The 26366-nt window shown below is 55.4% G+C and carries 25 protein-coding genes; 14 read left to right on the top strand and 11 right to left on the bottom strand.

Features of this window, described 5'->3' with window-relative positions; all coding sequences use genetic code 11:
* The 3 genes from E1297_RS36875 to gap form a co-directional block, all read right to left on the bottom strand.
* Positions 1–181, bottom strand: a 181-nt coding sequence (locus E1297_RS36875) for a glyceraldehyde 3-phosphate dehydrogenase NAD-binding domain-containing protein (protein ID WP_244328016.1), incomplete at its 3' end; no start/stop codon positions are given.
* A 94-nt stretch (positions 182–275) separates the two neighbouring features.
* Positions 276–419, bottom strand: coding sequence for a hypothetical protein (locus tag E1297_RS49300; RefSeq protein WP_196223486.1), 144 nt, complete (start codon positions 417–419; stop codon positions 276–278).
* A 71-nt stretch (positions 420–490) separates the two neighbouring features.
* On the bottom strand, positions 491–1492 hold the full coding sequence (gene gap, locus E1297_RS36870; protein WP_155147045.1) for a type I glyceraldehyde-3-phosphate dehydrogenase: 1002 nt from the start codon (positions 1490–1492) through the stop codon (positions 491–493).
* Positions 1493–1673: 181 nt separating this feature from the next.
* Between gap and E1297_RS36865 the strand changes: the two genes are divergently transcribed.
* Positions 1674–2645 (top strand): DUF808 domain-containing protein, encoded by a 972-nt coding sequence (locus tag E1297_RS36865; RefSeq protein ID WP_155147043.1) that lies wholly within the window; start codon positions 1674–1676, stop codon positions 2643–2645.
* Positions 2646–2715: 70 nt separating this feature from the next.
* Positions 2716–3516, top strand: coding sequence for a thioesterase family protein (locus E1297_RS36860; RefSeq protein ID WP_155147041.1), 801 nt, complete (start codon positions 2716–2718; stop codon positions 3514–3516).
* Between the two features lie 77 nt (positions 3517–3593).
* Here E1297_RS36860 and tkt read toward each other — a convergent pair whose 3' ends face one another.
* Complete coding sequence (gene tkt, locus E1297_RS36855; protein WP_368669802.1) at positions 3594–5615, bottom strand: transketolase; 2022 nt, start codon at positions 5613–5615, stop codon at positions 3594–3596.
* Positions 5616–5850: 235 nt separating this feature from the next.
* Between tkt and E1297_RS36850 the strand changes: the two genes are divergently transcribed.
* Genes E1297_RS36850 through E1297_RS36840 form a run of 3 tightly spaced genes read left to right on the top strand, consistent with a single transcriptional unit; the run spans position 5851 to position 7450 of the window.
* Positions 5851–6708: a hypothetical protein gene (locus E1297_RS36850; protein ID WP_155147039.1), complete on the top strand. Its 858-nt coding sequence runs from the start codon at positions 5851–5853 to the stop codon at positions 6706–6708.
* Positions 6708–7103: a cell division protein ZapA gene (locus E1297_RS36845; protein ID WP_155147037.1), complete on the top strand. Its 396-nt coding sequence runs from the start codon at positions 6708–6710 to the stop codon at positions 7101–7103. Before E1297_RS36850 ends, E1297_RS36845 begins: the two co-directional genes overlap by 1 nt.
* On the top strand, positions 7100–7450 hold the full coding sequence (locus E1297_RS36840) for an MliC family protein (RefSeq protein ID WP_155147036.1): 351 nt from the start codon (positions 7100–7102) through the stop codon (positions 7448–7450). Before E1297_RS36845 ends, E1297_RS36840 begins: the two co-directional genes overlap by 4 nt.
* A gap of 7 nt (positions 7451–7457) precedes the next feature.
* Here E1297_RS36840 and grxD read toward each other — a convergent pair whose 3' ends face one another.
* The 7 genes from grxD to E1297_RS36805 all read right to left on the bottom strand — a co-directional run bounded on the left by grxD (position 7458) and on the right by E1297_RS36805 (position 15590).
* Positions 7458–7820, bottom strand: coding sequence for a Grx4 family monothiol glutaredoxin (gene grxD / locus E1297_RS36835; protein WP_155147033.1), 363 nt, complete (start codon positions 7818–7820; stop codon positions 7458–7460).
* Positions 7821–7865: 45 nt separating this feature from the next.
* Entirely contained in the window at positions 7866–8099 is a 234-nt protein-coding gene (locus tag E1297_RS36830; RefSeq protein ID WP_155147031.1) for a hypothetical protein, read from the bottom strand.
* A 241-nt stretch (positions 8100–8340) separates the two neighbouring features.
* Positions 8341–8577, bottom strand: a complete 237-nt coding sequence (locus E1297_RS36825) for a BolA/IbaG family iron-sulfur metabolism protein (protein WP_155147029.1) — start codon at positions 8575–8577, stop codon at positions 8341–8343.
* Positions 8578–8719: 142 nt separating this feature from the next.
* A complete protein-coding gene (gene purL, locus E1297_RS36820; RefSeq protein ID WP_155147027.1) occupies positions 8720–10879 on the bottom strand; it encodes a phosphoribosylformylglycinamidine synthase subunit PurL in 2160 nt (719 codons plus the stop codon).
* Positions 10880–10967: 88 nt separating this feature from the next.
* Entirely contained in the window at positions 10968–12080 is a 1113-nt protein-coding gene (locus E1297_RS36815; RefSeq protein WP_196223485.1) for a BamA/TamA family outer membrane protein, read from the bottom strand.
* A 70-nt stretch (positions 12081–12150) separates the two neighbouring features.
* Complete coding sequence (locus tag E1297_RS36810; protein ID WP_155147023.1) at positions 12151–14403, bottom strand: mechanosensitive ion channel family protein; 2253 nt, start codon at positions 14401–14403, stop codon at positions 12151–12153.
* A 278-nt stretch (positions 14404–14681) separates the two neighbouring features.
* Positions 14682–15590: a LysR family transcriptional regulator gene (locus E1297_RS36805; protein WP_155147021.1), complete on the bottom strand. Its 909-nt coding sequence runs from the start codon at positions 15588–15590 to the stop codon at positions 14682–14684.
* 169 nt (positions 15591–15759) lie between these two features.
* Between E1297_RS36805 and E1297_RS36800 the strand changes: the two genes are divergently transcribed.
* The 9 genes from E1297_RS36800 (at position 15760) to E1297_RS36760 (ending at position 26334) form a co-directional block, all read left to right on the top strand.
* Positions 15760–19179 (top strand): indolepyruvate ferredoxin oxidoreductase family protein, encoded by a 3420-nt coding sequence (locus E1297_RS36800; protein WP_155147019.1) that lies wholly within the window; start codon positions 15760–15762, stop codon positions 19177–19179.
* Positions 19180–19257: 78 nt separating this feature from the next.
* Positions 19258–20136, top strand: coding sequence for a lysophospholipid acyltransferase family protein (locus E1297_RS36795; protein ID WP_155147017.1), 879 nt, complete (start codon positions 19258–19260; stop codon positions 20134–20136).
* A gap of 8 nt (positions 20137–20144) precedes the next feature.
* The gene (locus tag E1297_RS36790) at positions 20145–20954 is read left to right on the top strand and encodes a glutamate racemase (protein ID WP_155147015.1); all 810 of its coding nucleotides are present in this window, start codon (positions 20145–20147) and stop codon (positions 20952–20954) included.
* 95 nt (positions 20955–21049) lie between these two features.
* Positions 21050–22078 (top strand): N-acetyl-gamma-glutamyl-phosphate reductase, encoded by a 1029-nt coding sequence (gene argC / locus E1297_RS36785; RefSeq protein ID WP_155147014.1) that lies wholly within the window; start codon positions 21050–21052, stop codon positions 22076–22078.
* A gap of 7 nt (positions 22079–22085) precedes the next feature.
* The gene (ccmE, locus tag E1297_RS36780; RefSeq protein WP_155147012.1) at positions 22086–22532 is read left to right on the top strand and encodes a cytochrome c maturation protein CcmE; all 447 of its coding nucleotides are present in this window, start codon (positions 22086–22088) and stop codon (positions 22530–22532) included.
* 129 nt (positions 22533–22661) lie between these two features.
* On the top strand, positions 22662–23273 hold the full coding sequence (locus E1297_RS36775; protein WP_155147010.1) for a holin-associated N-acetylmuramidase: 612 nt from the start codon (positions 22662–22664) through the stop codon (positions 23271–23273).
* Complete coding sequence (locus E1297_RS36770) at positions 23264–23842, top strand: holin family protein (RefSeq protein WP_155147008.1); 579 nt, start codon at positions 23264–23266, stop codon at positions 23840–23842. Before E1297_RS36775 ends, E1297_RS36770 begins: the two co-directional genes overlap by 10 nt.
* A gap of 75 nt (positions 23843–23917) precedes the next feature.
* A complete protein-coding gene (locus E1297_RS36765) occupies positions 23918–25882 on the top strand; it encodes a heme lyase CcmF/NrfE family subunit (RefSeq protein ID WP_155147230.1) in 1965 nt (654 codons plus the stop codon).
* Positions 25879–26334 (top strand): cytochrome c-type biogenesis protein, encoded by a 456-nt coding sequence (locus E1297_RS36760; protein WP_155147006.1) that lies wholly within the window; start codon positions 25879–25881, stop codon positions 26332–26334. The genes E1297_RS36765 and E1297_RS36760 overlap by 4 nt, the downstream gene beginning before the upstream one ends.
* Positions 26335–26366: the final 32 nt, after the last annotated feature.

Raw genomic sequence — 26366 nt, 5'->3', positions numbered from 1 at the left:
TGACCGTATCTTTATAGCGTCCATGAACACTATCGAATTCGAAGAGATGGGCGTTCATTTCAGGTTTGGCCAAATCGTTGATCGCAACGATCTCTACGTCTTGGCGCCCGGATTCCATTACGGCCCGCAGTACGCCTCGCCCGATACGTCCAAAGCCATTGATTGCCAGTTTCAGTGTCATTTTGCGCTCCGTCTGAATAGCCGTCCGGCTTCGGTTTCATGATCAGTTAGCGCTAACAAAATCAGGTGAGCGAAAAAGTCAAGCAAAACCTCTGTCAGCGCCAGAAGGCCAGCCAGTCAAGAAAGTCGTACAACTTCTTTCCAAGGAACAATAAATGCTCGGTCCCATAGAGTGCATAGTCGAGCATGAACCCGCCAAGAATTAAAATTCCGAGCCAGATGGCGAGTTGGTTGGTCATTACGGCCCCGAACAATAAAGCCCGCCCAGATAACCTGAGCGGGCAATGCTGTTCAAGCAATCAAGCTGATGTCAGTTAAGACGACCCATTGCGACGGCTACATCAGCCATACGAACCGAAAAGCCCCATTCGTTGTCATACCAGGCCAGAACCCGGACCATGCGATTGTCAACAACGCGGGTCTGATCCGGCGCAAAGATCGAGCTTTCTTCGGTATGATTAAAATCGGTCGAAACCAGTGGTGCGGGTTCGTATCCCAGAACGCGTTGCATCGGACCTTGTGCTGCATCCTGAACGATTGCATTCACCTCTTCTGCGGTGACGTCACGCGACGCGCGGAAGGTCAGGTCAACAGCGGACACATTTGGGGTAGGGACCCGGATGGCCGATCCGTCGAGGCGGCCTTTCAGGTTCGGCAGTACTTCACCCAGTGCCTTGGCAGCGCCGGTGCTGGTTGGAATCATCGACATAGCAGCAGCACGGGCGCGGTACAGATCGCTGTGGCGGCGGTCCAGGGTCGGCTGATCGCCGGTGTAAGCGTGGATCGTGGTCATGATGCCATGCTCGATACCGATGCCTTCGTCCAATACCTTGGCAAGCGGGGCAAGGCAGTTGGTGGTGCACGAACCGTTAGACACCATTTTGTCTTCGGTGGTCAGGTCATTGTGGTTCACACCAAAGACGATTGTCTTGTCTACATTCTTGCCCGGGGCCGAAAGCAGAACCTTCTGGGCGCCGCGGTCAAGGTGAGTTTTGGCTTTATGACCATCATTGAATTTGCCGGTGCATTCCAGAACGACGTCGCAGCCATCCCAATCCAGCTCGTTCATGTCGTAGGTCGAGAACATCTCCATCGGGCCGCGGCCCAAATCCATCGTGTTGCCATTGATGGATACGTCACGCGGGAAACGACCATGTATGCTGTCATATTTCAGCAGATGAGCCGAGGTTTCCAAGGGCCCGGTTGCATTGACCTTGATCACTTCGATGTCGTTGCGAGCCGATGCCGCGATGTGCGACAGGGTACAGCGGCCGATGCGGCCAAAACCATTGATACCGACCTTGATGGTCATCAGACGTCTCCAAATGCGCTTGCTTTGCAGGCCATATAGCCGCGAATTGACAATCTCAAAAGGGCAAAAGTGGCATATTTTTAAGGTGTTAGCGCAAACCTGCGCCGGTTGCGCTAACGCTTGCGCTAAGCGTTGGATCAGGTAGGTTCCGAATGCGGCAGGTGAAAGGAAAGGAAGCACCATGAGCGGTTTGTTGGCCCTGTTGGACGATGTAGCAGGGATAGCCAAGGTTGCGGCGGCGTCCGTTGACGATGTGGTCGCGGCTGCAGGTAAGGCCGGGGCGAAAACAGCCGGTGTGATTATTGACGACGCGGCCGTTACCCCAAAATACGTTCAGGGATTTGCGCCAGCGCGCGAGCTGCCGATCATCTGGCGCATTGCGCGCGGATCTCTGTTCAACAAGATTATCCTGTTGCTTCCGGTCGCCTTGCTATTGGCGAACCTGGCCCCCTGGCTGATAACACCTCTGCTTATGATCGGCGGGTCCTATTTATGTTTCGAAGGGGCCGAAAAGATCTTTCACGTACTGTTTCCGCATGGCAGTCACGTGATCGAAGACGACATGAATGTGCGCGATCCCGGCCATCTGGAAGAGCAAAAGGTCAGGGGGGCCATCAAGACCGACTTTATCCTGTCTGCGGAAATTATGACAATTGCGCTGGCGGCCATTGAAGCTCCGAATCTGTGGATGCAGGCAGCAACACTGGCGGTCGTTGGAATCGGGGTCACGCTGGCAGTGTACGGGTCTGTTGCGTTGATCGTGAAAATGGATGACGTCGGGCTGTACCTGGCGAATAACGCACCTACACCGATAGGGCGTGGTTTGGGGCGCGGGTTGGTCAAGGCGATGCCAGCTGTAATGAAAGTGCTTTCGATCGTCGGAACCGCTGCGATGCTGTGGGTTGGTGGGTCGATCATCATTCACGGAATGGAAGTGCTGGGTTTTGGCTGGTTGGGCCACCACATACACGACTGGGCCTATGCCATCGGGCATTCCGTGTCGGATCAGTGGACTGCAGTTGTGGAATGGGTGTCCAAAGCCACTATGGACGGCATTTTTGGTCTGGCTTGGGGGATGGTTCTGATTCCAGTGGCCACAAAGCTCATCGCACCGCTCCTGAGCAGCATATCGGGCGACTCTCAAAAGCACTGACGCAAGGTCACAGATGTCCAGGTCATGCCGTGTTCTTATGCTCGGCGTGACCTGAAGAATTGAGAGTCCCATGACCGAATGCACCCTTTCGGACGCCCTTGATGCTGTAGAATGCAGCGAGGGGCGCGTCCAATGTCCCTTGCCGCCGAACTGGATGCAGGGACGTACGAGTTTTGGCGGATTTACTGCCGCTATGTTGCTTAACGCTGCGCGTACACAGCATCTCGATCTGCCACCGCTTCGCTCGGCCCTGATCAATTTTACGGCTCCTATTGGCGAAGGGCCGTCCATCGAAACCGAGATGATGAGACAAGGTCGCAATGTCACCACGCTGAGCGCTCGGGCCGACATTGGTGGAAAGACAGCGGCGATGGGAACCTTCTCGTTCGGTGCGGCACAACAAAGCCTGGTCTCGGTTGCGTGTCCGCCCATACCCAGCCCGGCGCCAGAGGATACCCCCGGTTATCTGCCGCCCGGCGTCACCAAAGGACCGATCCCGTTTTTTAACAACTTTGATGTTCGGCTTATCGAGGGGGCGCTACCGTTCACCGGTTCAGACAGCGGGTATGTACGGGTCTGGGCTCGTCACAGAGATGAACGAATGCGGGATCGAATCGAAGGGTTGATAGCGCTGGCCGATGTGCTGCCGCCGAGTATTTTCTCGCTGTTGACAAAGCCGGGCGCGAATTCGTCGATGAACTGGATGGTGAACCTGTTGTCCGAGACGGTTCAAACCGACGACGGCTGGTGGCTGATGGAAAACCAACTGACTGCTGGTCGAGATGGCTATAGCTCGCAAGTGATGCGGATGTGGAATACGGACGGAGAGCTTGTGGTAGACGGGATGCAATCCGTCATCATCTTTGTCTGACAAGTAATGCATCCATTAAAAAAGCCCCGGTCGTGACCGGGGCTTTCTATAGCCTAGTTTGCCTGCGAAACGCGGGTTTAGCCTAGCAGTTCCTTAACCTTGGCAACAGTCGCCTCGGCTGTGATGCCAAAGTGCTTGTACAACTCGCCAGCGGGGGCGGATGCACCAAAGCTCGACATGCCAATGAAACCAGCCTTGGCTTCGCGGCCGCGTTCACCCAGAAGCCAGCGATCCCAGCCTCCGGCGCGGACGGCGGCCTCGATGCCGACGCGGACCGGACCACCGGGCAGAACGCGCTTGCGATAGCTTTCGTCCTGCTGTGCGAACAATTCCATGCAGGGCATGGAAACAACGCGGGTGCCGATGCCTTCAGCTTCGAGCATAGCCTTGGCTTCCATCGCCAAGGACACCTCGGAACCGGTGGCAATAAGGATGGCCTGACGCTTACCTTCGGCCTCTGCCAGAACATAGGCACCTTGTGCGGTCAGGTTCTTGGCTTTGTGCTGGGTCCGTACGGTCGGCACACCCTGACGGGTCAGTGACAGGACGGAAGGGCAGTTCTTGAAGGTCAGCGCCAGTTCCCATGCTTCGGCGGTCTCAACGGTGTCTGCTGGGCGGAACACATAGGTGTTCGGCGTTGCGCGCGAGATCGCCAGATGCTCGACTGGCTGGTGGGTCGGGCCGTCTTCACCCAGACCAATCGAGTCATGGGTCATGACGAAGACAGACGGCACCTTCATCAGTGCTGCCAAACGCATGGATGGACGCGCATAGTCGGTGAAGGCCATGAACGTACCGCCATAGGGGCGGATGCCGCCATGCAGCGCCATGCCGTTCATCGCGGCTGCCATGCCATGTTCGCGGATACCGTAATGGATATAGCGACCCTTGCGGTTTTCGGGCAGGAACACGCTCATATCCGAAGACTTCGTGTTGTTCGAACCGGTCAGGTCAGCCGAACCGCCTACGGTTTCCGTCATGATCGGGTTCACGACGTTCAGAACCTTCTCAGACGATGCGCGGGTGGCCAGTTTCGGTTGATCTTCCGACATCTGCTTTTTGAACGAGCGGATGACGCCTGCAAGTTTCTTGGGAGCTTCAAACGCATAAGCGCGGTTGAACTCGGCCTGCTTGCGCTCGGATAGCTGCGCGAAACGCTCTTCCCAGGCAGCGCGTTCGGACGCACCACGGGCTCCGATGGCTTCCCATGCTGATTTCACGTTGGCCGGTACTTCAAACGCGTCATGCGGCCAGCCATAACCGTCTTTGGCAGCTTTCAGCTGGTCCTGATCGGTCAGTGCACCGTGGCCTTTCGACGTATCCTGCGCAGCGTGACCCAGAGCAATGTGACTCTCGCATGCGATCATTGTCGGTTTGTTGGATTTCTTAGCCTGGATGATCGCCGCATCAATCGCCTTGGGGTCGTGGCCATCGATTTCGATGACATGCCAGCCTGAAGCTGCAAATCGACGAACTTGGTCCGTACGATCGGCGATATCAACTGTTCCATCGATGGTGATGTTGTTGTTGTCCCAGAAGACGATCAGTTTGCTCAGCTCGTGACGACCGGCGAGGGTGATCGCCTCTTGGCTGACGCCTTCCATCAGGCAGCCGTCGCCTGCAATCACGTAAGTAAAGTGGTCAACGACCTTCTTGCCGTAATGCGCGCGCTGAATTTCCTCGGCCATGGCAAAGCCGACGGCGTTGGAAATGCCCTGACCCAACGGGCCAGTCGTGGTTTCGATGCCATCCACCAGGAAGTTCTCGGGGTGGCCTGCAGTTTTGGCGCCCAACTGACGGAAGTTTTTGATTTCTTCCAGAGTAACGTCGCCGTGGCCAGTGAGATACAACAGCGAATAGACCAGCATCGAACCATGGCCAGCCGACAGGATAAAGCGATCCCGATCAGGCCAGTTCGGGGCCGATGCATCAAACTTCAGGTGCTTTTCGAACAGCACGGTCGCAACATCGGCCATGCCCATCGGCATGCCGGAATGGCCGGAATTAGCAGCGGCAACAGCATCAAGGGTCAGGGTGCGGATAGCCGCAGCCTTGTCCCAGTGTTCGGGGTTGGCAGTACGCAGCGCAGTCAGGTCCACGGGTGTTGTTCCTTTGGATTACAGGCAGATTGCGCGCTCAATACCATCCAACCCTCAAAGTGCAAGCAGAACCGGGCGTGACACGCCGTCCTTGGTTCAACAGTGGTGCTCAAGTACTTGAAAGCAAAGAGTGGGTATTTTCCGGAACATTCCGTTAGACTAGGGACGAGCGGGGCTGGATTCGATTCGGCCAACCGAGCAACAGAATGAACCTTGGTAAAGAGGTGACAGGGGCATGAGTCAGATCGAGGAACTACAGCGCCGTATAGTAGCCGCCATGGAGCGGATCGGTTCGGGCGTCGAGGCATTGGGTGAGGCGGCCCCCGCTGGCAGAAATCAGGATCAGGAACTGCGCGCAGCACTTGATGAAGAGCGGGTCGCGAATGCTCAGTTAGAAGAACGCCTCAAATCCCTGAAAGAAAGACACGATCAGGAAATCGACGCGATGCGCGCCGATATCGAGACACTGCGGGCGCAACCGGTAGATAGCGCCGAGGCCGATGGCTTGCGTCAACAGCTTGCTGAAGCCGCCGAGAAGCTGGCCGCAGTTGAGGCTGCACGGGCCGACTTGGTCGAGGCTAAGGCAGCACTGGAAGATCGTGATGAAGTTACGGCGCTCAAAGCCGAAATTGAATCGCTGCGAGCCGAACAAGAAAACGCCGAAGATCCTGCACCGTTGCGGGCAGAGTTGGAACAACTCAAGCCAATTGCGGGTAAGGCAGAGGAGCTGGAAACCGAAATTGCAAAGCTTCGGTCTGAGCTTGCCGACAGCGAAAGGGTTGCGGAGCTAAGCGCAGAACTGGATATGCTGCGGGCCGAACGCGCAAGCCACGGCGCGGCGATGTCTCGCCTTGATGACGATCTGCAGCGACTGCGCAAGGCGAACGATCAGTTGCGCGAAGCGGTTGAGGAATTGCGTGCCGCAGCCGAAGATGGTGTGCCGGATGCTGAATTGCTGAACCGCGCGACCGTTGCCGAGCTTGAGGCGACCCGGGCTGCACGTGCAACAGACGCAGCCGAAGCCCACGCTGTTCTGGCGCGGCTGGAGCCATTGTTGACCCATGCCAATCTGGCTGAAGGAGAGGTGGAATAATGCCCGAGGTAACCATTCATATCGGTGGGCGCGGCTTTGAAGTCTCTTGTCAGGAAGGCGAAGAGGTGTTCCTGCAATCTGCTGCCAAGATGTTGGACGACGAAGCACAGGTCTTGTCAGACCAGATCGGTCGCATGCCGGAATCACGGATGCTGCTGATGGCGGGTCTGATGCTGGCTGACAAAGCAGCAGCCAGCGAGGATCGTATCAAATCCGTCGAATCCAAACTGGCCGAAGTCGAAGCTGAACTGACAAACCTGAAGAATGCGCCCGCACCTGAACCCGAGCGTGTCGAAGTTGCCGTAGTACCGCCATCGGTCACCGATACATTGGCTGAATTGGCCGCAAGGGCAGAGGCGCTGGCGTCGGTTGTCGAGGAGAAATCTGCAAAATGAACATACTGCGCGCAATCGCCTGCGGAGCACTGTTGACGGTACCCGCCACCGCAGCGCTGGCCGAGATTGATATCCTCTCGGTCACTTTCACCTGTGAAAACAATGTGCCGGTGCCAGTAAGCTATTTCAACGCCTCAGACGGGTCCGGTGCAGCAGCCTTGATTGTGGATAACAGCCTGGTGGCAATGCGTCAGGTACCCAGCGGTTCGGGCATTCGGTATGAGTCAGTAGGGAGCGACGGAACATATATCCTTCGCTCCAAAGGCTGGAATGCTACGATCAGCTATCAGGCGGCAGGATCTGCCGCCAATGAGCAGGTCATTTATCAGGAATGTACCAGCCGGTAATGCCTGATCAGGCGTTAGCTTCACGGATTTTGTCGGCTGCTTCTTTGTTGTAGCCGACACCGTTGTCGTCAAACAGGGTGTCCAGCTCACCGGACAGCGTCATTTCGGTGATGATATCGCAACCGCCGACAAACTCGCCTTTGACGTAAAGCTGCGGAACGGTTGGCCAGTCGGAATAATCCTTGATGCCCTGGCGGACTTCCTCATCGGCCAGAACGTTCACGTCAGTGTAGTCCACGCCCATATAGTTCAGAACACCAGCCACGCGTGAAGAGAACCCGCATTGCGGCATTTCCTTGGTGCCTTTCATATACAGCACCACATCGTTGGCTTTGACGGTTTCGTCGATTTGGGTCTTAACGTCGCTCATTTCGCGTTTCCTTAATCTTACCCGTATGACCGGGCTGTCATTTCGTCAGAGGGATCGGCGGCTTTGCCGCGAACTCCGTTCTTCCATTTTCTGGTTCGCTTTGTGAACCTTGTCGATATCGGCAACTTTCGTAACCCCGTCAGGCTCCCAAGGTCGGCGTTTCAAAGCCTCAGGGTCCGGACGCATGTCTGATAGCCGCCGTTTGGTGTTGCGCTTCAGATAGGCCTCGATCAGCGCGGCGGCAACTATCAAAGCTGCGATTGCTGATATCCAAACCATCCATAAACTCATTTATTCGGAGCCATGATTTTGGCATACTCCTGAGGGTCTTTGGGGACACGAACCACAATTCCGTGTCCACCACCTCCGCCGGAGTCATAGCTCGCATTTACAAGCTGCTCGCCTTGCCCGGGTTCTATTCCACGCTCCGGTTTGGGATCTGATTTGGCTCTGCTGCGTGCCAATAGGGCCACGAGGATCACAGCTGCTAGAATTCCAGCAATGACCATCGCTGTTTGCATCACTCCGGCACTTTCGTTGTCAATGCCAGCGCATGAAGCTCACCATCGGGGCCGTCCATCTTGCCCTTTAGTGCTGCATAAACCGCACGTTGCTGTTGAACCCGATTTTTCCCGCGAAAGCTCTCGTCCACAACCATTGCAGACATATGAACACCATCATGCCCGCCGACCTGAATTTCCGCATCGGGAAAGGCTTCTCGCAGCAGGTGTTCAATTTCGTGGGCGCTCATCGGCATGTAGGTTTCTCCTGAAGGTCTTTATCAAGATGTAGAGCGATGCAGGAGCCCGTGCAAGGGTGTGCAGTGCTCTCAGAAATAGCAAATCCTGCGCCGTATATCAGGCGCAGGATATTGAGCTTTCGCTGTCTGTTTCCAGCAGTCAGGCCACGGCCTCGGCAAAGCTGGAGCGGAAGGTTGCTGTCAGCTCTTCCAAAGGTGCTTCGGATGCGCCGATCTTGACGCTGTCACCGGTGAAGCGACCCACAGATACCAAAGGAACACCTGCCTGACCTGCGGCGATCATCAGCGCTTCGGCCTGATCAAAATTGCAGGCAACCAGATAACGCGCCTGATCTTCACCGAACAGGAATTCGGTTGATGCGTCATCCAGGTGAATGCCGACTTTGGCGGCTTCGGCCAGTTCAAACGCTGCCAAAGCAAGGCCACCATCACCCAGATCGGTGCAGGCTTTGATCATGTCGCGGTTCGCGCGGATAAATTCGCCGTTGCGCTGCTCGGCCTCAAGGTCAACATGCGGCGCATCGCCGTCTTCGCGATTGAAAACTTCGGCCAGCAGGGCGGACTGACCCAGATGGCCATTGGTTTCCCCAATCACCATCGCAACGTGACCTTCACGCACTTCATTGCCAATGATTTCATCGGTGTGAGACAGCAGACCAACCGCACCAATGGTCGGGGTCGGCAGGATCGCCTGTCCATCGGTTTCGTTATAGAGCGAGACATTGCCTGACACGATTGGCATGTCCAAAGCAGCAACCGCAGCGCCGATGCCCTGTATCGCGCCAACGAACTGGCCCATGATCTCTGGCTTTTCCGGGTTGCCAAAGTTCAGGTTGTCAGTCGTCGCCAACGGTTTGGCACCAACTGCTGTCAGGTTGCGATACGCTTCGGCTACAGCCTGTTTGCCACCTTCTTCAGGGTTGGCCTGGACATAGCGCGGCGTCACGTCCGACGTGAATGCCAGTACCTTGTCGCTTCCATGTACCCGGATCATGCCCGCGCCCAGACCCGGCGTGCGGGCTGTGTCCGCCATAACCATAGTGTCATACTGTTCGTAGACCCACTGTTTGCCGGCATAGTTTGGTGAAGAGAGCAGGGCGCGCAGACCATCGATCGGGTCGATCTGAGGTACTTCTGCCAGTTCTTCAGCCTGGGGTGTCGCCACCCACGGGCGATCATATTCAGGAGCGGTCGAGGCGAGTTTGGACAAAGGCAGATCCGCTTTGACTTCGCCGTTGTGCATGATCAGAAAACGGTCTTCGGCAATCGTTTCGCCAACGATGGCAAAGTCCAGATCCCACTTTACGAACACCGCACGGGCCTCGGCCTCAAGTTCGGGCTTGAGAACCATGAGCATGCGTTCCTGAGACTCGGACAGCATCATTTCATAGGCTGTCATGTTCTCTTCGCGCTGCGGTACTGTTTCCAGATCGAGGCGTACGCCCAAACCGCCTTTATCGCCCATCTCAACGGCCGAGCAGGTCAGGCCCGCAGCGCCCATATCCTGAATCGAGATTACGGCACCGGTCTGCATCAGCTCCAGTGTCGCTTCCATCAGGCGTTTTTCGGTGAAGGGGTCGCCAACCTGAACGGTGGGACGCTTTTCTTCGATCGTGTCGTCGAATTCGGCCGAGGCCATTGTCGCACCACCAACACCGTCACGGCCTGTCTTTGCGCCAAGGTAGACGACGGGCATACCAACGCCAGAAGCTGCCGAGTAGAAAATCTTGTCGCTGTCCGCCAGACCGGCAGCAAATGCGTTTACGAGGCAGTTGCCATTGTATGCAGGGTGGAAGCGAACTTCGCCACCGACACAAGGGACGCCGAAGCAGTTGCCATAGCCTCCAATGCCTTCGACCACGCCGTTGACCAACTGGCGGGTCTTGTGATGACCCGGCTCACCAAAGGACAGGGCGTTCATCGAAGCAATCGGACGTGCACCCATGGTGAAAACGTCGCGCAGGATGCCACCCACGCCGGTCGCCGCGCCCTGATAGGGTTCGATGTAAGACGGGTGGTTGTGGCTTTCCATCTTGAAGACCACGGCCTGACCATCGCCGATATCGACAACACCGGCATTCTCACCGGGACCGCAGATGACCTGAGGGCCTGAAGTTGGCAATGTACGAAGCCATTTCTTGGAGGACTTGTAGGAACAATGTTCGTTCCACATCGCCGAGAAAATGCCCAGTTCGGTAAAGCTCGGCTCGCGCCCAATGATCTCAAGGATCATATCGTATTCTTCGGGTTTCAACCCGTGTGCAGCAATCAGATCCGGTGTGATGGCGGGCTCTTGCATGGTCTGTCCTGTTTTCAAGGTGGCCGAGTTTGGGCGCCTTTTAGGGCAAGGGCGCGCCGGTGGGAAGGGTCAAGAGCGCGCAGCCCCTTCAGAAGCGCTGTCCGACATAAACATAAAGCTGATCTTCATCCAGATTGTTACGTGCCCAGTCCACTGAAAAATCAACCGGGAACTTCTTGGACACGCGATAACGTGCACCCAAACCAAAGGCGGAATGCGTTCCACCATCTGAGAGATCGGAAAAGCTGTCGCCGGTTTGACCGACACCACCAAACGCAACAGCGCCGATACGCTTGGTGAATTGATGGCGATACTCTACCTGTAGCGAGGCTGAGCGAAAGTCGAGGAACTGGGTCACCGGGAACCCGCGAAAGGCGTCTGTCCCACCTAACGAGCATTGATCAAAGAACGGAGTCTCTTGCGATGCCGCGCACGTTGATACTCGAGCTGCGATAACGCCATTGGGGATGGGGTTGAAGTACTTGGTGAAGTTCACGAACGACTTGGAGTAATCACCAGTAATACCCTCGAGCGTGTAACTATGTGACGCCTCAAAGTTGAGATTGAACCCTTTTGTTGGGTAGATGGTATCGTCGCGGGTATCCCAGTTGGCCACCAAGGCGGGGGTGACAATTTCCATATTGAGAAATCGATCGAATGGCGGCGGTATAGGTGGCAAGCCTAGACCATCGGGGCTGATCGATGTGTTCAGATAACGAACCGCAATCCCTGCTGAAATATCTTGTGTGAAACCGTATGACAGTTCGAGCCGGCCAAGATCGCCTTCCTGGGTGATCGGCAGACGCCCGATGGGGGTGAAGAGATCGTAGTTGATATTGGCCTTTGCATAGAGCGATTTGATCAGCCAGCGATTATTGTCGAAGGCGAAATTTGCGGCGCCACCATAAGCCTCGCTGCCATTGCTGGATCGCAGAGTAGCCAAGCCAATCAGCGAAGGTTTTGAACTTTCATCAATTGTGAACAGATATCCTGCAGCAAGAGTAAGCCCGGAACCAATTGTTGGATCTGAGAAGGGAATGGGAACCACGATGACCGAGCCATTCCCAAACCCTACGGTTTCTTCTTCCTGTGCGTCATCGAAAGTATCGACATTAGGCTCAAGCGTGACTGAACCGGCAATGGTGACAGACGCGCTGCATGCAAGAATTGGCAGAACTAGAGTAATGGCATGAGGTCGCATGCACTTTACCTTATTCGAAAAGAAAAAGGGGCAGCGAAGATATCTCCGCTGCCCCTGAAAGTTGGTTGGGTCAGGCTGGTCCCTGTTCCTTGTTGACCGCATCACTTGCAGCCGCGCCAATTGCGGCCTTTTGCTGGTCGGACAGGTTTTCAGCCTCTTCGAGGCCCGGTATAGCAACGCGCACTTCGCGACGGGCAAAGTCGATGCCATTTTCCTTGAAGGCCGCTTTGACCCGGTTGAAGATTTCCTTGCGCAGCGTGAACTGCTTGCCGGGTTTGGCCATGAATTTACCGCGGATGATCATGCCGACATCGTCAAAGTCGAACACGCCCTGTGACTTGAACGGCTGGAGGAAGCCATCCTTGTGGGTTTCGTCCTCCATCATCTCGGCACCGATCTTTTTGAAGATCTTCTTCACTTTGTTCGGATCCGTGTCGAAAGGAACAGTGAATTTCAGCTTCATGATGACCCAGTCACGGCTGTAGTTGGTCAGCTTCTGAATCTCACCATAAGGAATGGTGTGAACCGGACCGCGGTGGTGACGCAATTGCATCGAACGGATCGAGATTTTCTCGACCGTACCCGTGGTTCCGCCGACATCAACGTATTCGCCAACACGGAAGGCATCGTCGATCAGGAAGAAAATACCACCTACGATGTCCGAAACCAGCTTCTGTGCACCAAAACCGATGGCCAGACCAAGGATACCAGCACCGGCCAGCAGCGGTGTGATGTCCATGCCTAGTGCGCCTAGCGCGAGCAGGCCGAAGATAACCGCAATTGCGACCTGTGCCGTAACGCGCAGCAGCGGCAGTACGGTTGCCAGACGTGAACCGCCTGTACCGCCGCCTTCGCCCGCTTCCTCATCCGGGCTTTGGCCTTCGGTCTCTTCTTTCGCGAGTCGACGGTTTATCCAGAGTGAGACGACCTCGTTCAGGATGTAGCCGAAGGCAACGAGGATGAAGAATTGGATCACACGTCCGCCAGCATCAGTTCCGGCGCCTGCGATTTCCTGCAGGTCCAGGTCCCAGGCATTTGCGATCATCAGAACGATGAAGATACCTGCCAGAACACGACCGATGCGAATATAGCTGCGTTTCGTGGATTTGTAGGCACGTTCAGCGATTGCGCCATGTCCCATGATGGGCGGTTGCAAATGCCGTACCAATCCTCTGATCAGCGTGTCGAGCGCTGGCAGGATCAGCAACCAGAACATTGTCGCAAAGTGTGCACCTTCGGCGGCCATCGCGACCAGTTGCGGGTCTTTGGTGGCTGCAAGATATTCAACCACGAACCACATGACGAAGGACACGCCGATTGCGAAATAGGGATAAAATTCGGCTACCCATTCATCAAACTCGGTCCGGTCGGGATCGGTGCCGCGCATCATGTCGCTCAGTCCTTTGCGTGCGGTCCAGGCAATCAGGCCGATATAGATATGGATCGATGTGTTCAGCCAGAAACCCAGTCGGGTCTCGCCCATTTCGACACCGTTGAGGGTGTTGAAGCGGATGATGAACATGGTGAACCCGATCAGCAGGAACAGACCGATCAGGTTGCGATGCAGGTATTTGGCCCAATGATCGTCGATGTTAACCAGTCGAAGTTCGGATCTTTCAGGGGCGAGCACGAAACGGGAAATTGCAGCGCCAAGCCTTGGGAACCAAATCAGGAAAAATACGAATGGAGCAACCTGTGCGATTTGCTCGGGGTTCAGCAGTTGACGACCAACAAAGACGAGCGTGTAGTAGAAGACCACTAGACCCAGCAGTTCCCGGCAAAAACGTTTGATCAGGAACATGACTGCTCCGCGCAAATCGTGTTCGGCATCTCCCGGAACGGCTTTGATCCAGCGACGTGTCCAGATACCAACGATCTTTTCAGCGGCAAAACCTATGGCCAGCGCCAGGAAGGTAAAGCCGAACAAGGTCATTAAGCCGCTTGAGCCAAATGCCTTGCCAAAATTGGTAATTGCTTCGATCTGCAAAGTTACAAGGGACGGCAACTTTCTGATTACATCCACCCAGGATGCAGCCATTGCTGTGGCTGTTTCGGTGACGCGCGTTACCAGACCCTTCTTTGCAGGCGCCTGAGCCTGTTTGGCCGCAACAGCATCAAGCCGTTCAAGCAGTATCGAGCGGACCTGATCGTCAGACATACGGGCGACGAGATCGTCCACCTGATCGGGCGTCAGGTCATCTGGAATGGTGACCGGAGCGGGTGCGGAAGAGGAGGTGCTGGTTGATGGCACCTGTGCGAACGCTGGTACCGCGAAACAAATCGCGGCAAGCAACGCCAGCACAAGGCGTAGTGGGTGGAACATTTGCTTTCCCTCGAAGGCAGAAAATTTGTTTATTTTCCCGCATCATAGCCATATCGGGGGGAAATTCCCAGTGAAATTGGGATGGTGCGACCTTCGAAACTACAAAGTACGAAAAAAAAGGCCGAGCACTAAGCTCGGCCGTAGTCCAACAGGGAGGTATGAAGATGATGAGCGTTTCAGCATCACCGCCTTCGAGTGCTCATTTAGTTATCACTGTATGTACGTTCAAGATTTTTTCACAAACATTGGTACATGTCCGCTATGTCATAGGCGCATAGCTAGAGTTTTCCCAATTGCCTCAAATGTTTGCGGTGCGCGATGATCTCATCCTGAACGAAATCCCGGAAGGCGGCGACACGTTTAGAATGTCTTAATTCTTCGGGATAGGCGAGATAGACAGGCACATCGGCGCTTTCAATGTCTGAAAGTATCGGGACGAGATCAGGAAAATCCTCGGTCACATAGTCAGGCAGCACACCAATACCCAGATTGTGCAGTACCCCCTGCAATACACCGAAATAGTTGTTCACGGTCAGCAGCGAGCTTGGGTTGCAGGTCATGAGATGCCGCACCATCGAGGCACCAGCGCCAACCTGAGGCGCTGACGGGGTCTGGCAGATCAAACGATGCTTGGCGATGTCTTCGAGTGTCTGAGGCGCGCCACCATGGGTGTCCAGATAATCGCGGGTCGCATAAAGCAGCATTTGAACCGTCATCAGCCGTTTGCGCACCAGATCTGCCTGGCTGGGTTCTTTCATGCGGATTGCAACGTCAGCTTCGCGCATCGGAAGGTCCAGAACACGCTCTTCCAGCATCAGGTCGATGTTGAGATCGGGATATTGCTCATAAAGCTTCGGAAGGCGCGGGGCCAGCCAAAGGGTTCCAAACCCGAAGGTGGTCGTTACGCGTAGAACGCCGAACACTTCATCTTCGCTGTCCCGGATACGCGCAGCAGCTGCATCCAATCGTTTGGACATGGCAGAGGTTGCGTCGAACAGAAGTTCACCCTGTTCGGTCAGAATCAGGCCGCGTGCATGGCGATGAAAAAGGGTGGCATCCAGTGATTCTTCCAGTGCGCGAATTTGCCGACTGACTGCAGATTGGGACAGATTCAGCTTGTCTCCCGCATGAGTCAGACTGCCCGCGTCAGCTACTGCGTGAAATATTCTAAGCTTGTCCCAATCCATAACCGCAACTTTCGTTATCCTCACGCAGCCCTATATGAAAGAGGTAACAAATTCCACATTCAAACGGCGAAATCGTTACGCAATAGGGGAAAATCACTATACAGGTCAGCTTTTATGACCTAAAATGTTTACAAATACAGCACACTAATCCGACGAGGGGAGACGTCAGATGAGTCAGCCGAAAATATCGCTCAACGACCGTTTCGATCTATCCAAAAGCCCTGTTCTTCTGAACGGGACGCAAGCGCTTGTTCGCCTCATGATGATGCAAAAGGCGCGTGACCGTGATGCCGGGTTGAATACCGCCGGTCTGGTCACTGGGTACCGGGGATCACCTTTGGGCGCGGTAGACCTGCAAATGTCGCGGGCGCAAAAGCAGCTTGCCGAGAATGACGTCACTTTTCAGTTTGGATTGAATGAGGATCTGGCGGCGACCGCTTTGTGGGGAAGCCAGCAAGCCGGGTTGCGTGGAGATGGCAAGTTCGATGGCGTTTTTGGTCTTTGGTACGGCAAAGGACCCGGGGTTGACCGTTCCGGCGACGTGATGCGTCACGCGAACATGGCAGGAACCGGCAAGCATGGCGGTGTCCTGATGGCCATGGGCGACGATCACACGGGTGAAAGCTCGACTGTGTTGCATCAATCCGAATGGTCATTGGTCGATATGTATATGCCGGTGGTCAGCCCGGCGGGCGTACAGGAAATCCTTGATTACGGTATCTATGGTTTCGCACTCAGCCGGTTTGCAGGTGTCTGGGTTGGTTTGAAGACCATGAAGGATACGATCGAAGTAACCTCGGTTGTCGATGGTCGCCCAGATCGTATGCGGCTTGTCACACCCGAGTTCGACATGCCTGAGGGTGGTTTGAACATCAGATTGGGTGACACACCACATCTGCAGGAAACACGGGTTATTGATTACAAGCGCTTTGCGGCTGAGACTTTTTCTCATGCCAATAGGCTGGATCGCCGGGTTTGGGGTAAATCCGGGGCCAAGATCGGTATCGCCGCTGCAGGCAAGAACTGGCTGGATCTTGTCCATGCCATGTCGCTGCTGAACATCGACGAGAATGAGGCCGAAAGACTTGGGATTACCACCTACAAGATCGGGCAGACTTTCCCGCTTGATATGAAGGGGTTCCACGACTGGGCCGAAGGGCTGGACCTGATCATTATCGTCGAAGAAAAGCGCAAGCTGATTGAGGTGCAGGTTAAGGAAGCGATCTTCGACGACCGTCGCGGGCGCCGGGTGTACGGTTGGTATAAGGGTGGAGCAGGCACATTGCATCGTGAAGAGCTGTTCCCGACCCGAGGCGCGCTCGACCCGATCATGATTGCGGAAAAACTGGGCGAAATCCTGATTGAGGAGGGGCGTGATACCGACGGTGTCCGTGCCGGTCTGGACCAATTGAACCAGGCACGCCGAGCTGACAACGCGCAAGAGATTGCGACCCGTCTGCCCTATTTCTGTTCGGGTTGCCCGCATAACAGTTCGACCAAAGTACCAGATGGCAGCCGTGCCTATGCTGGGATCGGGTGCCACTACATGGTGCAGTGGATGGATCGGAATACCACCGGCTTCACCCAGATGGGTGGTGAGGGTGCCAACTGGATCGGTGAGGAGCCTTTCTCGACCACAAAGCATGTGTTCCAGAACCTTGGCGACGGTACCTACAACCACTCGGGTGTTCAGGCCATTCGCGCAGCCTTGTCTGCAGGAACCAACATTACCTTCAAAATCCTGTTCAATGATGCCGTTGCAATGACCGGCGGGCAGGATAACGAAGGTGATCTGACTGCCGAGCGCATCGTTCGTGAGGTCAAAGCCATGGGCGTGCGCCATGTGGCGGTGGTCTACGACGAGAAGGAAGATGTGAACTTCAAGGCGTTACCGTCAGACGTGGAAACATTTGAGCGCGCTGACCTGATGAGCGTTCAGGAAAAATTCCGAGAGATAGAGGGCGTGTCTGTCCTCGTATACATCCAGACATGTGCCGCTGAAAAACGTCGCCGCCGCAAGCGGGGCAGCTTTCCTGATCCGGACAAGCGGGTATTCATCAACACCGATATCTGCGAAGGCTGCGGTGATTGCGGCGTTCAGTCCAACTGTGTTTCGATTGTTCCAAAAGAGACTGAACTAGGCCGAAAGCGTGCGATTGATCAGTCAAGCTGTAACAAGGACTTTTCTTGTCTCAGCGGGTTCTGCCCATCGTTCGTGACGCTCGAAGGTGCAAAAATCCGCAAGGAGGCTACAACCGATCTGGACCTGCCAGACTTGCCAGATCCGTCTCTGCCGGTGATCAAGGGAACGCATAACGTAGTCATCACGGGCGTTGGCGGTACGGGTGTTGTCACCATCGGCGCGGTTTTGGCGCAGGCTGCCCAGATCGACGGCAAGGGCGCTGGTATGATGGAAATGGCTGGCCTCGCCCAAAAGGGCGGTGCGGTTCATATCCACTGCAGACTAGCCAACAAACCCGAAGATATCAGCGCCATCCGTGTGGCAACCGGAGAGGCGCACGCGTTAATCGGTGGTGATCTCGTAGTGTCGGCCGGGGCCAAGACGTTAGGTCTGACGCAAACCGGCCAGACAGGCGCCGTGGTCAACAACCACGAAATCATCACAGGCGATTTCACACGGGATACCGAATTCAATATTCCAAGCGACCGCTTGGAACTGGCCCTCGAGGCCCGCCTGAAAGATGGGCTGGATCTGTTCGACGCCACCGATCTGGCACGTGCGGTGATGGGTGACTCGATCTATTCCAACATGATGGTCTTTGGTGCAGCCTGGCAACGTGGACTGCTTCCGGTCAGCCATAAGGCCATTCTGCAGGCTATAGAACTGAATGGTGCTGCAATCGAACGGAACAAACGGGCCTTCGAGGTTGGTCGCTGGGCCGTTTTGCACCCAGATGAAGTAGACAAAATCCTGAAACCTGGCGTGACCGAACTGCCGAAAACACTGGATCAGAAGATTGATCTGCGTGCGGAGCATTTGACGGCTTATCAAGGGAACCGACTTGCCAAGCGCTATCGCAAGCTTGTTGACGCCATTGAGGACCGTGAGGTTAAGGAAGCGGTCGCCAAAGGATATCACAAGCTGTTGTCCTACAAGGATGAATACGAAGTCGCGCGTTTGTTGCTGAGTAGCCGTGAAAAGGCTGCGGCTGAATTTGATGGTGACTTCAAGATGACCTTCCATCTCGCGCCGCCTATTCTGGGTGGTAAGGGGTCTGATGGTCGCCCTCGTAAACGCGCCTTTGGTGAATGGCTGTCAGGGCCGCTTAAGCTGATGGCCAAAATGAAGGGTTTGCGTGGGACGCCGCTCGATATCTTTGGATACAGTGCTGAACGGCGCATGGAACGCGCGCTGATCCGGCAGTACGAAAAGGACATGAAAGAGGTATTGCCGAAGCTTTCGCCCGAGACAAAAGACGCTATTGCAGCTCTAGGTCGACTTCCCTTGGATATTCGTGGGTTTGGCCCGGTATTGATTGCCAATGAGACCAAGGCTGCCAAACGGCGCGAGGAATTGCTTGCGGCAATTCGGCAAGGTGGCGAAAAGCTCAAGGAGGCGGCCGAGTAGATCGTCACAGGACTGTCATGCAAGCTAGGCAAAACTGTTGCGACAACCTATGTAGCAGGCAGCAAACCGGAGACCTTTATGCCCTCGCGCCGCCACGTCGCTCGTGACATTTCTTATGCCTATTCTGCCGAAACCAAAGGCGGCAGAATGGTCATCAAGCTTATGGAAAACACAACAGGCCGTCTGCGCCTGATCAAGCGTGCGGACGGATATGAGCAAGAGGTGGTCAACGGTCGCGACTTCTGGTCCGTTATGGTCGAACGTTATGGACTGTCGCTGGATGTGGTCGGGGGATCGCTGACGAACATACCAAAGGACAGGCCACTGATCCTGATCGCGAACCATCCCTACGGAATTCTTGATGGTTTGATGATGGGTCACATCTTGTCTCAGGCTCGTGGCGATTTTCGCATTCTGGCGAACCACGTGTTTCGCAAGGCCGAAGACCTGAACCGAATTATCTTGCCGATCTCGTTTGACGAAACCAAGGAGGCCATGAAGCTGAACCTGGAAACCCGCAAAAACGCGTTGAATTATCTGGGCGAGGGTGGGGCCATCGGAATATTTCCTGGCGGGACAGTCAGCACGGCAGTCAAGCCATTCTCACACCCAATGGATCCAGGTTGGCGTGGTTTCACCGCACGTATGGTGGCAAAATCCAATGCTACTGTTGTGCCGGTTTTCTTCGATGGTCACACGTCACGTTTGTTCCAGATCGCAAGCCATCTTCATTATACCCTTCGCATGGGTTTGCTTATCAAAGAGTTCAAAAAGCGTGTCGATACACCTGTAAAAGTCGTGATCGGAGAGCCCATTGGCCGCGACGTATTGGACCCGCTGGCGAAGGATACGCGCAAGATGATGGATTTCCTGCGCAAAGCCACGTATGAGCTGTCTCCAAAGCCGTTGAAGTCGTATGACTACGGTTATGAATTTGAGGAACGGCATCGCGCCTGAAGGGGCAAATGGCAGTAGGTATCTTTGATTCCGGGTTGGGCGGTCTGACCGTCCTGGACGCAGCTCAGAAACGTCTGTCGGACGTTGATTTTCTGTATTTTGCGGATAGCGCACACGCGCCTTACGGCGTGCGCGATGCAGAAGATATCTATCAACTCACCCGCAAGGCAGTATCCGATCTGTGGTCGCGTGGGTGCGATCTGGTGATTCTCGCCTGTAACACAGCGAGCGCCGCCGCGCTGCGCCGGATGCAGGAAGAAGGTGTACCAGAAGGCAAACGCGTTTTGGGCGTGTTCGTGCCACTGATCGAAGCCCTGACCGAGCGGCAATGGGGCGACAACAGTCCACCTCGCGAAGTGGCGGTCAAGCACGTGGCGTTGTTTGCGACACCCGCAACCGTATCGAGCCGTGCCTTTCAGCGGGAGCTCGCATTCCGTGCAATCGGCGTGGATGTTGAGGCCCAGTCCTGCGGCGGCGTCGTTGACGCGATCGAAGACGGGGACATGATCCTGGCCGAGGCATTGGTCCGGTCCCATGTCGATGCGCTGAAACGCAAGATGCCCGAACCGCAGGCAGCTATTTTGGGCTGCACCCACTATCCGCTGATGGCCGAAACATTCCAGAAAGCGCTTGGGCCAGATGTCCAGGTTTTCAGCCAGGGTGATTTGGTTGCTCAAAGTCTTGCCGACTATCTGCAGCGCCATCCAAATATGCTGGGGACCGGCGAGGGTGGATTCGTGACAACCGGTAAACCGGACTTTGTCAGCGATCGCGCAACGCAATTCCTCCGACGACAAATCGCATTTGAGGCGGCCTGACTTAGGTCAAGGAAACAGCCGCATTGATTCTGTAGTTCGATGATCGTCACATCGGCGATCGATACGTATGACACTCAAATACAAAGAGGTCTGACATGACCCATAAAATCGCAATCCTTGGCGCGTCCGGCTATACCGGTGCGGAACTGGTGCGGCTGATCGCCGAGCACCCGAACATGGAAATCGTGGCTTTGGCGGCCGAGCGCAAAGCCGGTCAATCCATGGCACAGGTCTTTCCCCATCTGCGGCATCTAGATCTGCCGGTGCTGTGCAAAATCTCTCAGATCGACTTTTCCAAGGTTGATCTATGTTTCTGCGCGCTGCCGCACAAAACCAGCCAAGAGGTCATCCGTGACTTGCCCAAGACACTGAAGATCATCGATCTTTCGGCCGATTTCAGGCTGCAGGATGCTGAGGAATACGAGAAGTGGTACGGCAATCCTCATACGGCGCTCGAACAACAGGAAGAGGCTGTGTACGGTCTGACCGAGTTCTATCGGGAAGAAATCCGCAATGCCCGGCTTGTTGCCGGAACCGGTTGTAATGCCGCAACCGGGCAGTATGTCTTGCGGCCCCTTATTTCTGCGGGGGTGATTGATCTGGATGATATCATTCTCGACTTGAAATGCGCTGTTTCAGGGGCAGGGCGGTCGCTGAAGGAAAACCTGCTGCATGCAGAATTGAGCGAAGGGGCCAATGCCTACGCCATCGGCGGATCGCACCGGCATCTAGGTGAATTCGATCAGGAGTTCTCCAAGCTGGCCGGGCGGACTGTGCATGTGCAGTTTACACCGCACCTGATTCCAGCCAACCGGGGCATTCTGGCGACCACCTATGTGAAAGGTGATCCGCAAAGTGTTTATGAGACGCTGTGCGCCACCTACGAAAATGAACCATTCATCCAGATGTTGCCATTTGGCGAGGCACCGTCGACCCACCATGTCCGGGGCTCCAACTTCTGTCATATCGGTGTGGCTGCGGATCGGATCGAACGTCGCGCCATTGTGATCGCAGCATTGGATAACCTGACAAAAGGTAGCAGCGGGCAAGCCTTGCAGAATGCCAACCTGATGTTAGGTGAGGCTGAGACCCAGGGGCTGATGATGGCCCCTCTATTTCCGTGAGGGCGGTATGAAAACACTCAAGAAACGTCGTCGTGTACAGATCATAGTTCTGGCCGTTGTTGCCTTGGCTTTGTCGACGGCGTTGATTGGGTATGCCATGCGGGACGGCATCAATTTCTTCCGTTCACCCAGCCAGGTTATTGCTGAGCCGCCACAACCAACCGAAGTGTTTCGCATCGGAGGACTGGTTGAACAAGGCTCTATCATCCGCGGGCAAGGTGAAACTGTCCGCTTTGTTGTTACGGATGGGGGCGAGAGCGTTCCGGTATCATTTACCGGGGTGCTGCCTGATCTGTTTTCTGAAAATCAGGGTATGGTGGGCACCGGAAGCTACGTGAACGGTGTGTTCGAAGCAACTGAAATCCTTGCAAAACACGATGAGACATACATGCCGAAAGAGGTCGTGGATGCGTTGAAAGAACAAGGTGTTTACAAAGAGGCCGACGAGGGCTGATTTTCATCTGAAATCCATGGATGGATGACCAAAGGGGCGTTGCCAGGGAAAGACCTGCAGCGCCCTCATTATTTCGGCTGTCTTAATGAAGTTGTCTGACCGTTTGCAGAGTCAAGCGGAGGTTGTTGCATGCAGACGGTTCGTCAGATTGCCCAAGGGATTGTGGCGCGTGAAGGGGGATTTGTGGATGATCCCGATGATCCAGGTGGGGCGACCAAATACGGTGTGACAATTCACACCATGCGGCGGTTGGGTTTGGATCTGGATCACAACGGTATGGTGAATCGTGCCGACGTTCGCGCTTTGACACGCGATCAGGCAGTGGATGTTTTTCTGACCCACTATTATCGCAAACCGCGCATAGAACTGCTGCCCGAAACGCTGCAACCTTCTTTGTTTGACATGTATGTAAACGCAGGCGCGCAGGCGGTGAAAATCCTGCAACGGCTTCTCCGAGAAATGGGATTTGAGGTGAACGTGGATGGTGCTCTGGGGCCGCAGACCGCTCAGGCATCTCATTCGGCCGCTGATCCAAATCCGATTGCGTTGCGGGATGCGTATGGCGTTGCAAGGCGGAACTACTATTTCAGATTGGCAGACCGCAGACCTGCCTCGAGAAAATATGCGCGCAGTCGGTCTGGTGGCAAAGGCGGATGGATCAAACGGGCTGAGGAATTTCTTTCGCCGACCTACCACCTTAGCGACGCAGAGTTTCAAATGAGGGTTTCAGGATGGGATTGATTTCTGGCTTGTTGGGTTTTCTGTTCGGAAACGGGCGCAATGTCGTGCGCGAAACTGCCGAAGTGTTTCGTGAAAATACCGAAGCCGGGGCAGAGCGAAGCGCGACCATGCGGGCGCAGGCCATGACGCAATTCGGGGCAGAATTTCATACGTCCGGAAAGAGTGGCTTTGACCGCTTTATGGACGGCCTGAACCGATTGCCTCGGCCCGCACTTGCTTTGGGGACGCTGGGATTGTTCGGGGCAGCCATGGTCGATCCATTGTGGTTTGCCGAGCGGATGCAGGGCATCGCATTGGTCCCCGAACCTCTGTGGTGGCTGCTGGGGGTGATCGTCTCTTTCTATTTTGGCGCTCGGCATCAGGCCAAAGTTCAGGATTTGCAGCGAGAGATCACCGCGACTATGGTTCGTGCGCCGGCTGTGGTGGCCAATCTCGAGGCGCTCGATCGATTGCGCAACGATACTCCGGGTGCTGCGGATCCGGGTCACGACGCTCAGCAAAAAATCGATGTAGCGCAACCGGATGCGAACCGGGCACTCGAGGACTGGAGACAGTTAAGGCGACCCTGAGCCGCGACACTATGTGCGCTGTTTCCGGGCGAAAGTGATTGGCGCTTGCCCGGAGACAGGATTATACCCTTGGCCATGATTACAGAGCTCGGCCACTTCGCACTGATCCTAGCCTTTTTTGTAGCCATCGTCCAAAGCGTAGTCCCCCTGATCGGGGCGGCAAAACGTTGGACTGGCTGGATGGTATTTGCTGAACCTGCGGCAATATCTCAGTTCATCCTGACAGCCTTTGCTTTCGGCGCACTGGTCTGGGCGTTCGTCACATCCGACTTCTCGCTCCGTATCGTCGTCGAAAACAGCCATTCGGCAAAGCCGATGCTGTACAAGATCAGCGGCACATGGGGGAACCACGAGGGTTCCATGCTGCTTTGGGTGTTGATCGTCGCGCTGTTTGGCGCCATGGCCGCTATATTTGGAGGGGGCTTGCCGCCAACCTTGAAGGCACGTGTTCTGTCGGTTCAGGCTGCGATCGGAGTGGCGTTTTTCGCGTTTATCCTGTTTACTTCGAACCCGTTCGACCGACTGGTAGTAGCACCCTTTGATGGGCGGGATCTGAACCCATTGCTACAGGATCCGGGTTTGGCCTTTCATCCGCCATTCCTCTATCTGGGTTACGTTGGCTTGAGTATGGCATTCAGCTTTGCAGTTGCTGCGTTGATTGAGGGCCGCATTGATGCTGCGTGGGGGCGTTGGGTACGCCCTTGGACGCTTGCTGCCTGGATCTTCCTGACCATTGGTATCGCATTGGGGTCGTGGTGGGCCTATTACGAGCTGGGTTGGGGCGGTTTCTGGTTCTGGGACCCGGTTGAGAACGCCTCTTTCATGCCATGGCTGCTGGCGGCGGCGCTTCTGCATTCGGCGATCGTAGTTGAAAAGCGGGAGGCTCTGAAAAGCTGGACCATCCTGCTGGCGATCATTGCGTTCGGTTTTTCGCTGATCGGAACGTTCATTGTCCGATCCGGTTTGCTGACTTCGGTACACGCGTTCGCGAACGATCCTGAACGGGGTGTGTTCATTCTGTTCATTCTGGTGATCTTCATCGGTGGCGCGCTGACTCTGTTTGCAGCTCGCGCTCAGGCGATGGAGGCCAAAGGTGTGTTTGGCATGGTCAGCCGGGAGAGCGCGCTGATTTTGAACAATATCCTGCTGGCTGTAAGCTGTTTTGTCGTGTTCGTCGGTACGATGTGGCCGATGGTTGCCGAGATGGCTTTTGACCGGAAATTGTCGGTTGGTGCACCATTCTTCAATTCGGCATTTACACCGTTCATGATTGCATTGGGGATTGCCTTGCCGATTGGCGCGATCCTGCCTTGGAAGCGTGGAAAACTGGGACGTGCTGCCTGGTCGCTGCGATATGCGTTCATTCTGGCTGTTGCGCTGGCGCTGCTGGTTTGGGTTATGCAGACAGGGCGCAGCGCGATGGGTCCGATCGGGTTGTTCCTTGGGGCATGGATTACCTTTGGTGCCATTGTTGATCTGTGGAGCCGCACGGGCCGCAATGGCAGTTTCAAGCGCTTGCTGCGCCTGCCCGGTGCTGACTGGGGCAAGGCCGTGGCGCATACCGGGCTGGGCGTCACCATGTTCGCAATCGCTGGTCTGACTGCATGGGAAGTAGAGGACATTCGCGTCGTCCAACCGGGACAACCGTTTGAGGTAGGGCAATACACTTTGACCCTGCAGGACGTAAAACGCGTTCAGGGGCCAAATTATTTTTCGACCATGGCCGACATAGCGGCAGAAAAAGATGGTCGCCCGATCGCCACATTGCATCCTGAAAAGCGGGACTACCCGGTAGCACGGATGCCCACGACTGAGGCTGCAATTGACTACCGGTTCCTGCGAGATCTCTATGTCGTGATCGGTGATCAGCAGGCTGATGGCGGTTGGGTTGTACGTACCTACATCAAACCGCTGGCGAACTGGATCTGGGGTGGATGTATTCTGATGGCCCTCGGCGGCGTGCTCAGCCTGTCTGACCGCAGGTTCAGGGTTGCGGCGGGAGCTCGTAAGTCAACCGCCTCAGGAGTGCCGGCGGAATGAAACGTCTTGTCCTGATATTGATGATTGTCGCCACGCCACTGCTGGCGGTTCAGCCTGATGAAGTACTTGACGACCCCGTACTTGAGGAGCGGGCGCGTGATCTGAGCACGGGGTTGCGCTGTCTTGTTTGCCGAAACGAAAGCATCGATGAAAGCAATGCCGATCTGGCGCGCGATCTTCGTTTGCTTGTTCGGGAACGTCTGGTCGCAGGCGATACGGATGAAGAGGCGATCGAATTCATCGTTGATCGCTATGGTGAGTACGTCCTGCTGAAACCCACAACGTCTGGCTCCAATCTTCTGTTATGGCTGGCTGGTCCGATCATGCTGTTGATTGCGGCTGTTGTAGGGTGGAGCTTTCTGCGTTCGCGCTCAGCCAAACAAGTTTCCGGGAACGTCGACGCATTGAGCGATGACGAAAAAGAGCGCCTGCGCCAAATTCTCGAAGACTGACGCGTGGTTCCACTTTCCCTTCCATGGTAACT

The organism is Roseibium sp. RKSG952, assembly GCF_009711355.1.
Note: the sequence above shows the minus strand (reverse complement) of the source record. Positions and strands in the feature narration are given on the sequence as shown.

Coding starts and splice junctions, on each gene's coding strand:
- E1297_RS49300 (WP_196223486.1), bottom strand. CDS start 419: ATGACCAACCAACTCGCCATCTGGCTCGGAATTTTAATTCTTGGCGGG.
- gap (WP_155147045.1), bottom strand. CDS start 1,492: ATGACCATCAAGGTCGGTATCAATGGTTTTGGCCGCATCGGCCGCTGT.
- E1297_RS36865 (WP_155147043.1), top strand. CDS start 1,674: ATGAGCGGTTTGTTGGCCCTGTTGGACGATGTAGCAGGGATAGCCAAG.
- E1297_RS36860 (WP_155147041.1), top strand. CDS start 2,716: ATGACCGAATGCACCCTTTCGGACGCCCTTGATGCTGTAGAATGCAGC.
- E1297_RS36850 (WP_155147039.1), top strand. CDS start 5,851: ATGAGTCAGATCGAGGAACTACAGCGCCGTATAGTAGCCGCCATGGAG.
- E1297_RS36845 (WP_155147037.1), top strand. CDS start 6,708: ATGCCCGAGGTAACCATTCATATCGGTGGGCGCGGCTTTGAAGTCTCT.
- E1297_RS36840 (WP_155147036.1), top strand. CDS start 7,100: ATGAACATACTGCGCGCAATCGCCTGCGGAGCACTGTTGACGGTACCC.
- grxD (WP_155147033.1), bottom strand. CDS start 7,820: ATGAGCGACGTTAAGACCCAAATCGACGAAACCGTCAAAGCCAACGAT.
- E1297_RS36830 (WP_155147031.1), bottom strand. CDS start 8,099: ATGGTTTGGATATCAGCAATCGCAGCTTTGATAGTTGCCGCCGCGCTG.
- E1297_RS36825 (WP_155147029.1), bottom strand. CDS start 8,577: ATGCCGATGAGCGCCCACGAAATTGAACACCTGCTGCGAGAAGCCTTT.
- purL (WP_155147027.1), bottom strand. CDS start 10,879: ATGCAAGAGCCCGCCATCACACCGGATCTGATTGCTGCACACGGGTTG.
- E1297_RS36815 (WP_196223485.1), bottom strand. CDS start 12,080: ATGCGACCTCATGCCATTACTCTAGTTCTGCCAATTCTTGCATGCAGC.
- E1297_RS36810 (WP_155147023.1), bottom strand. CDS start 14,403: ATGTTCCACCCACTACGCCTTGTGCTGGCGTTGCTTGCCGCGATTTGT.
- E1297_RS36805 (WP_155147021.1), bottom strand. CDS start 15,590: ATGGATTGGGACAAGCTTAGAATATTTCACGCAGTAGCTGACGCGGGC.
- E1297_RS36800 (WP_155147019.1), top strand. CDS start 15,760: ATGAGTCAGCCGAAAATATCGCTCAACGACCGTTTCGATCTATCCAAA.
- E1297_RS36795 (WP_155147017.1), top strand. CDS start 19,258: ATGCCCTCGCGCCGCCACGTCGCTCGTGACATTTCTTATGCCTATTCT.
- E1297_RS36790 (WP_155147015.1), top strand. CDS start 20,145: ATGGCAGTAGGTATCTTTGATTCCGGGTTGGGCGGTCTGACCGTCCTG.
- argC (WP_155147014.1), top strand. CDS start 21,050: ATGACCCATAAAATCGCAATCCTTGGCGCGTCCGGCTATACCGGTGCG.
- ccmE (WP_155147012.1), top strand. CDS start 22,086: ATGAAAACACTCAAGAAACGTCGTCGTGTACAGATCATAGTTCTGGCC.
- E1297_RS36775 (WP_155147010.1), top strand. CDS start 22,662: ATGCAGACGGTTCGTCAGATTGCCCAAGGGATTGTGGCGCGTGAAGGG.
- E1297_RS36770 (WP_155147008.1), top strand. CDS start 23,264: ATGGGATTGATTTCTGGCTTGTTGGGTTTTCTGTTCGGAAACGGGCGC.
- E1297_RS36765 (WP_155147230.1), top strand. CDS start 23,918: ATGATTACAGAGCTCGGCCACTTCGCACTGATCCTAGCCTTTTTTGTA.
- E1297_RS36760 (WP_155147006.1), top strand. CDS start 25,879: ATGAAACGTCTTGTCCTGATATTGATGATTGTCGCCACGCCACTGCTG.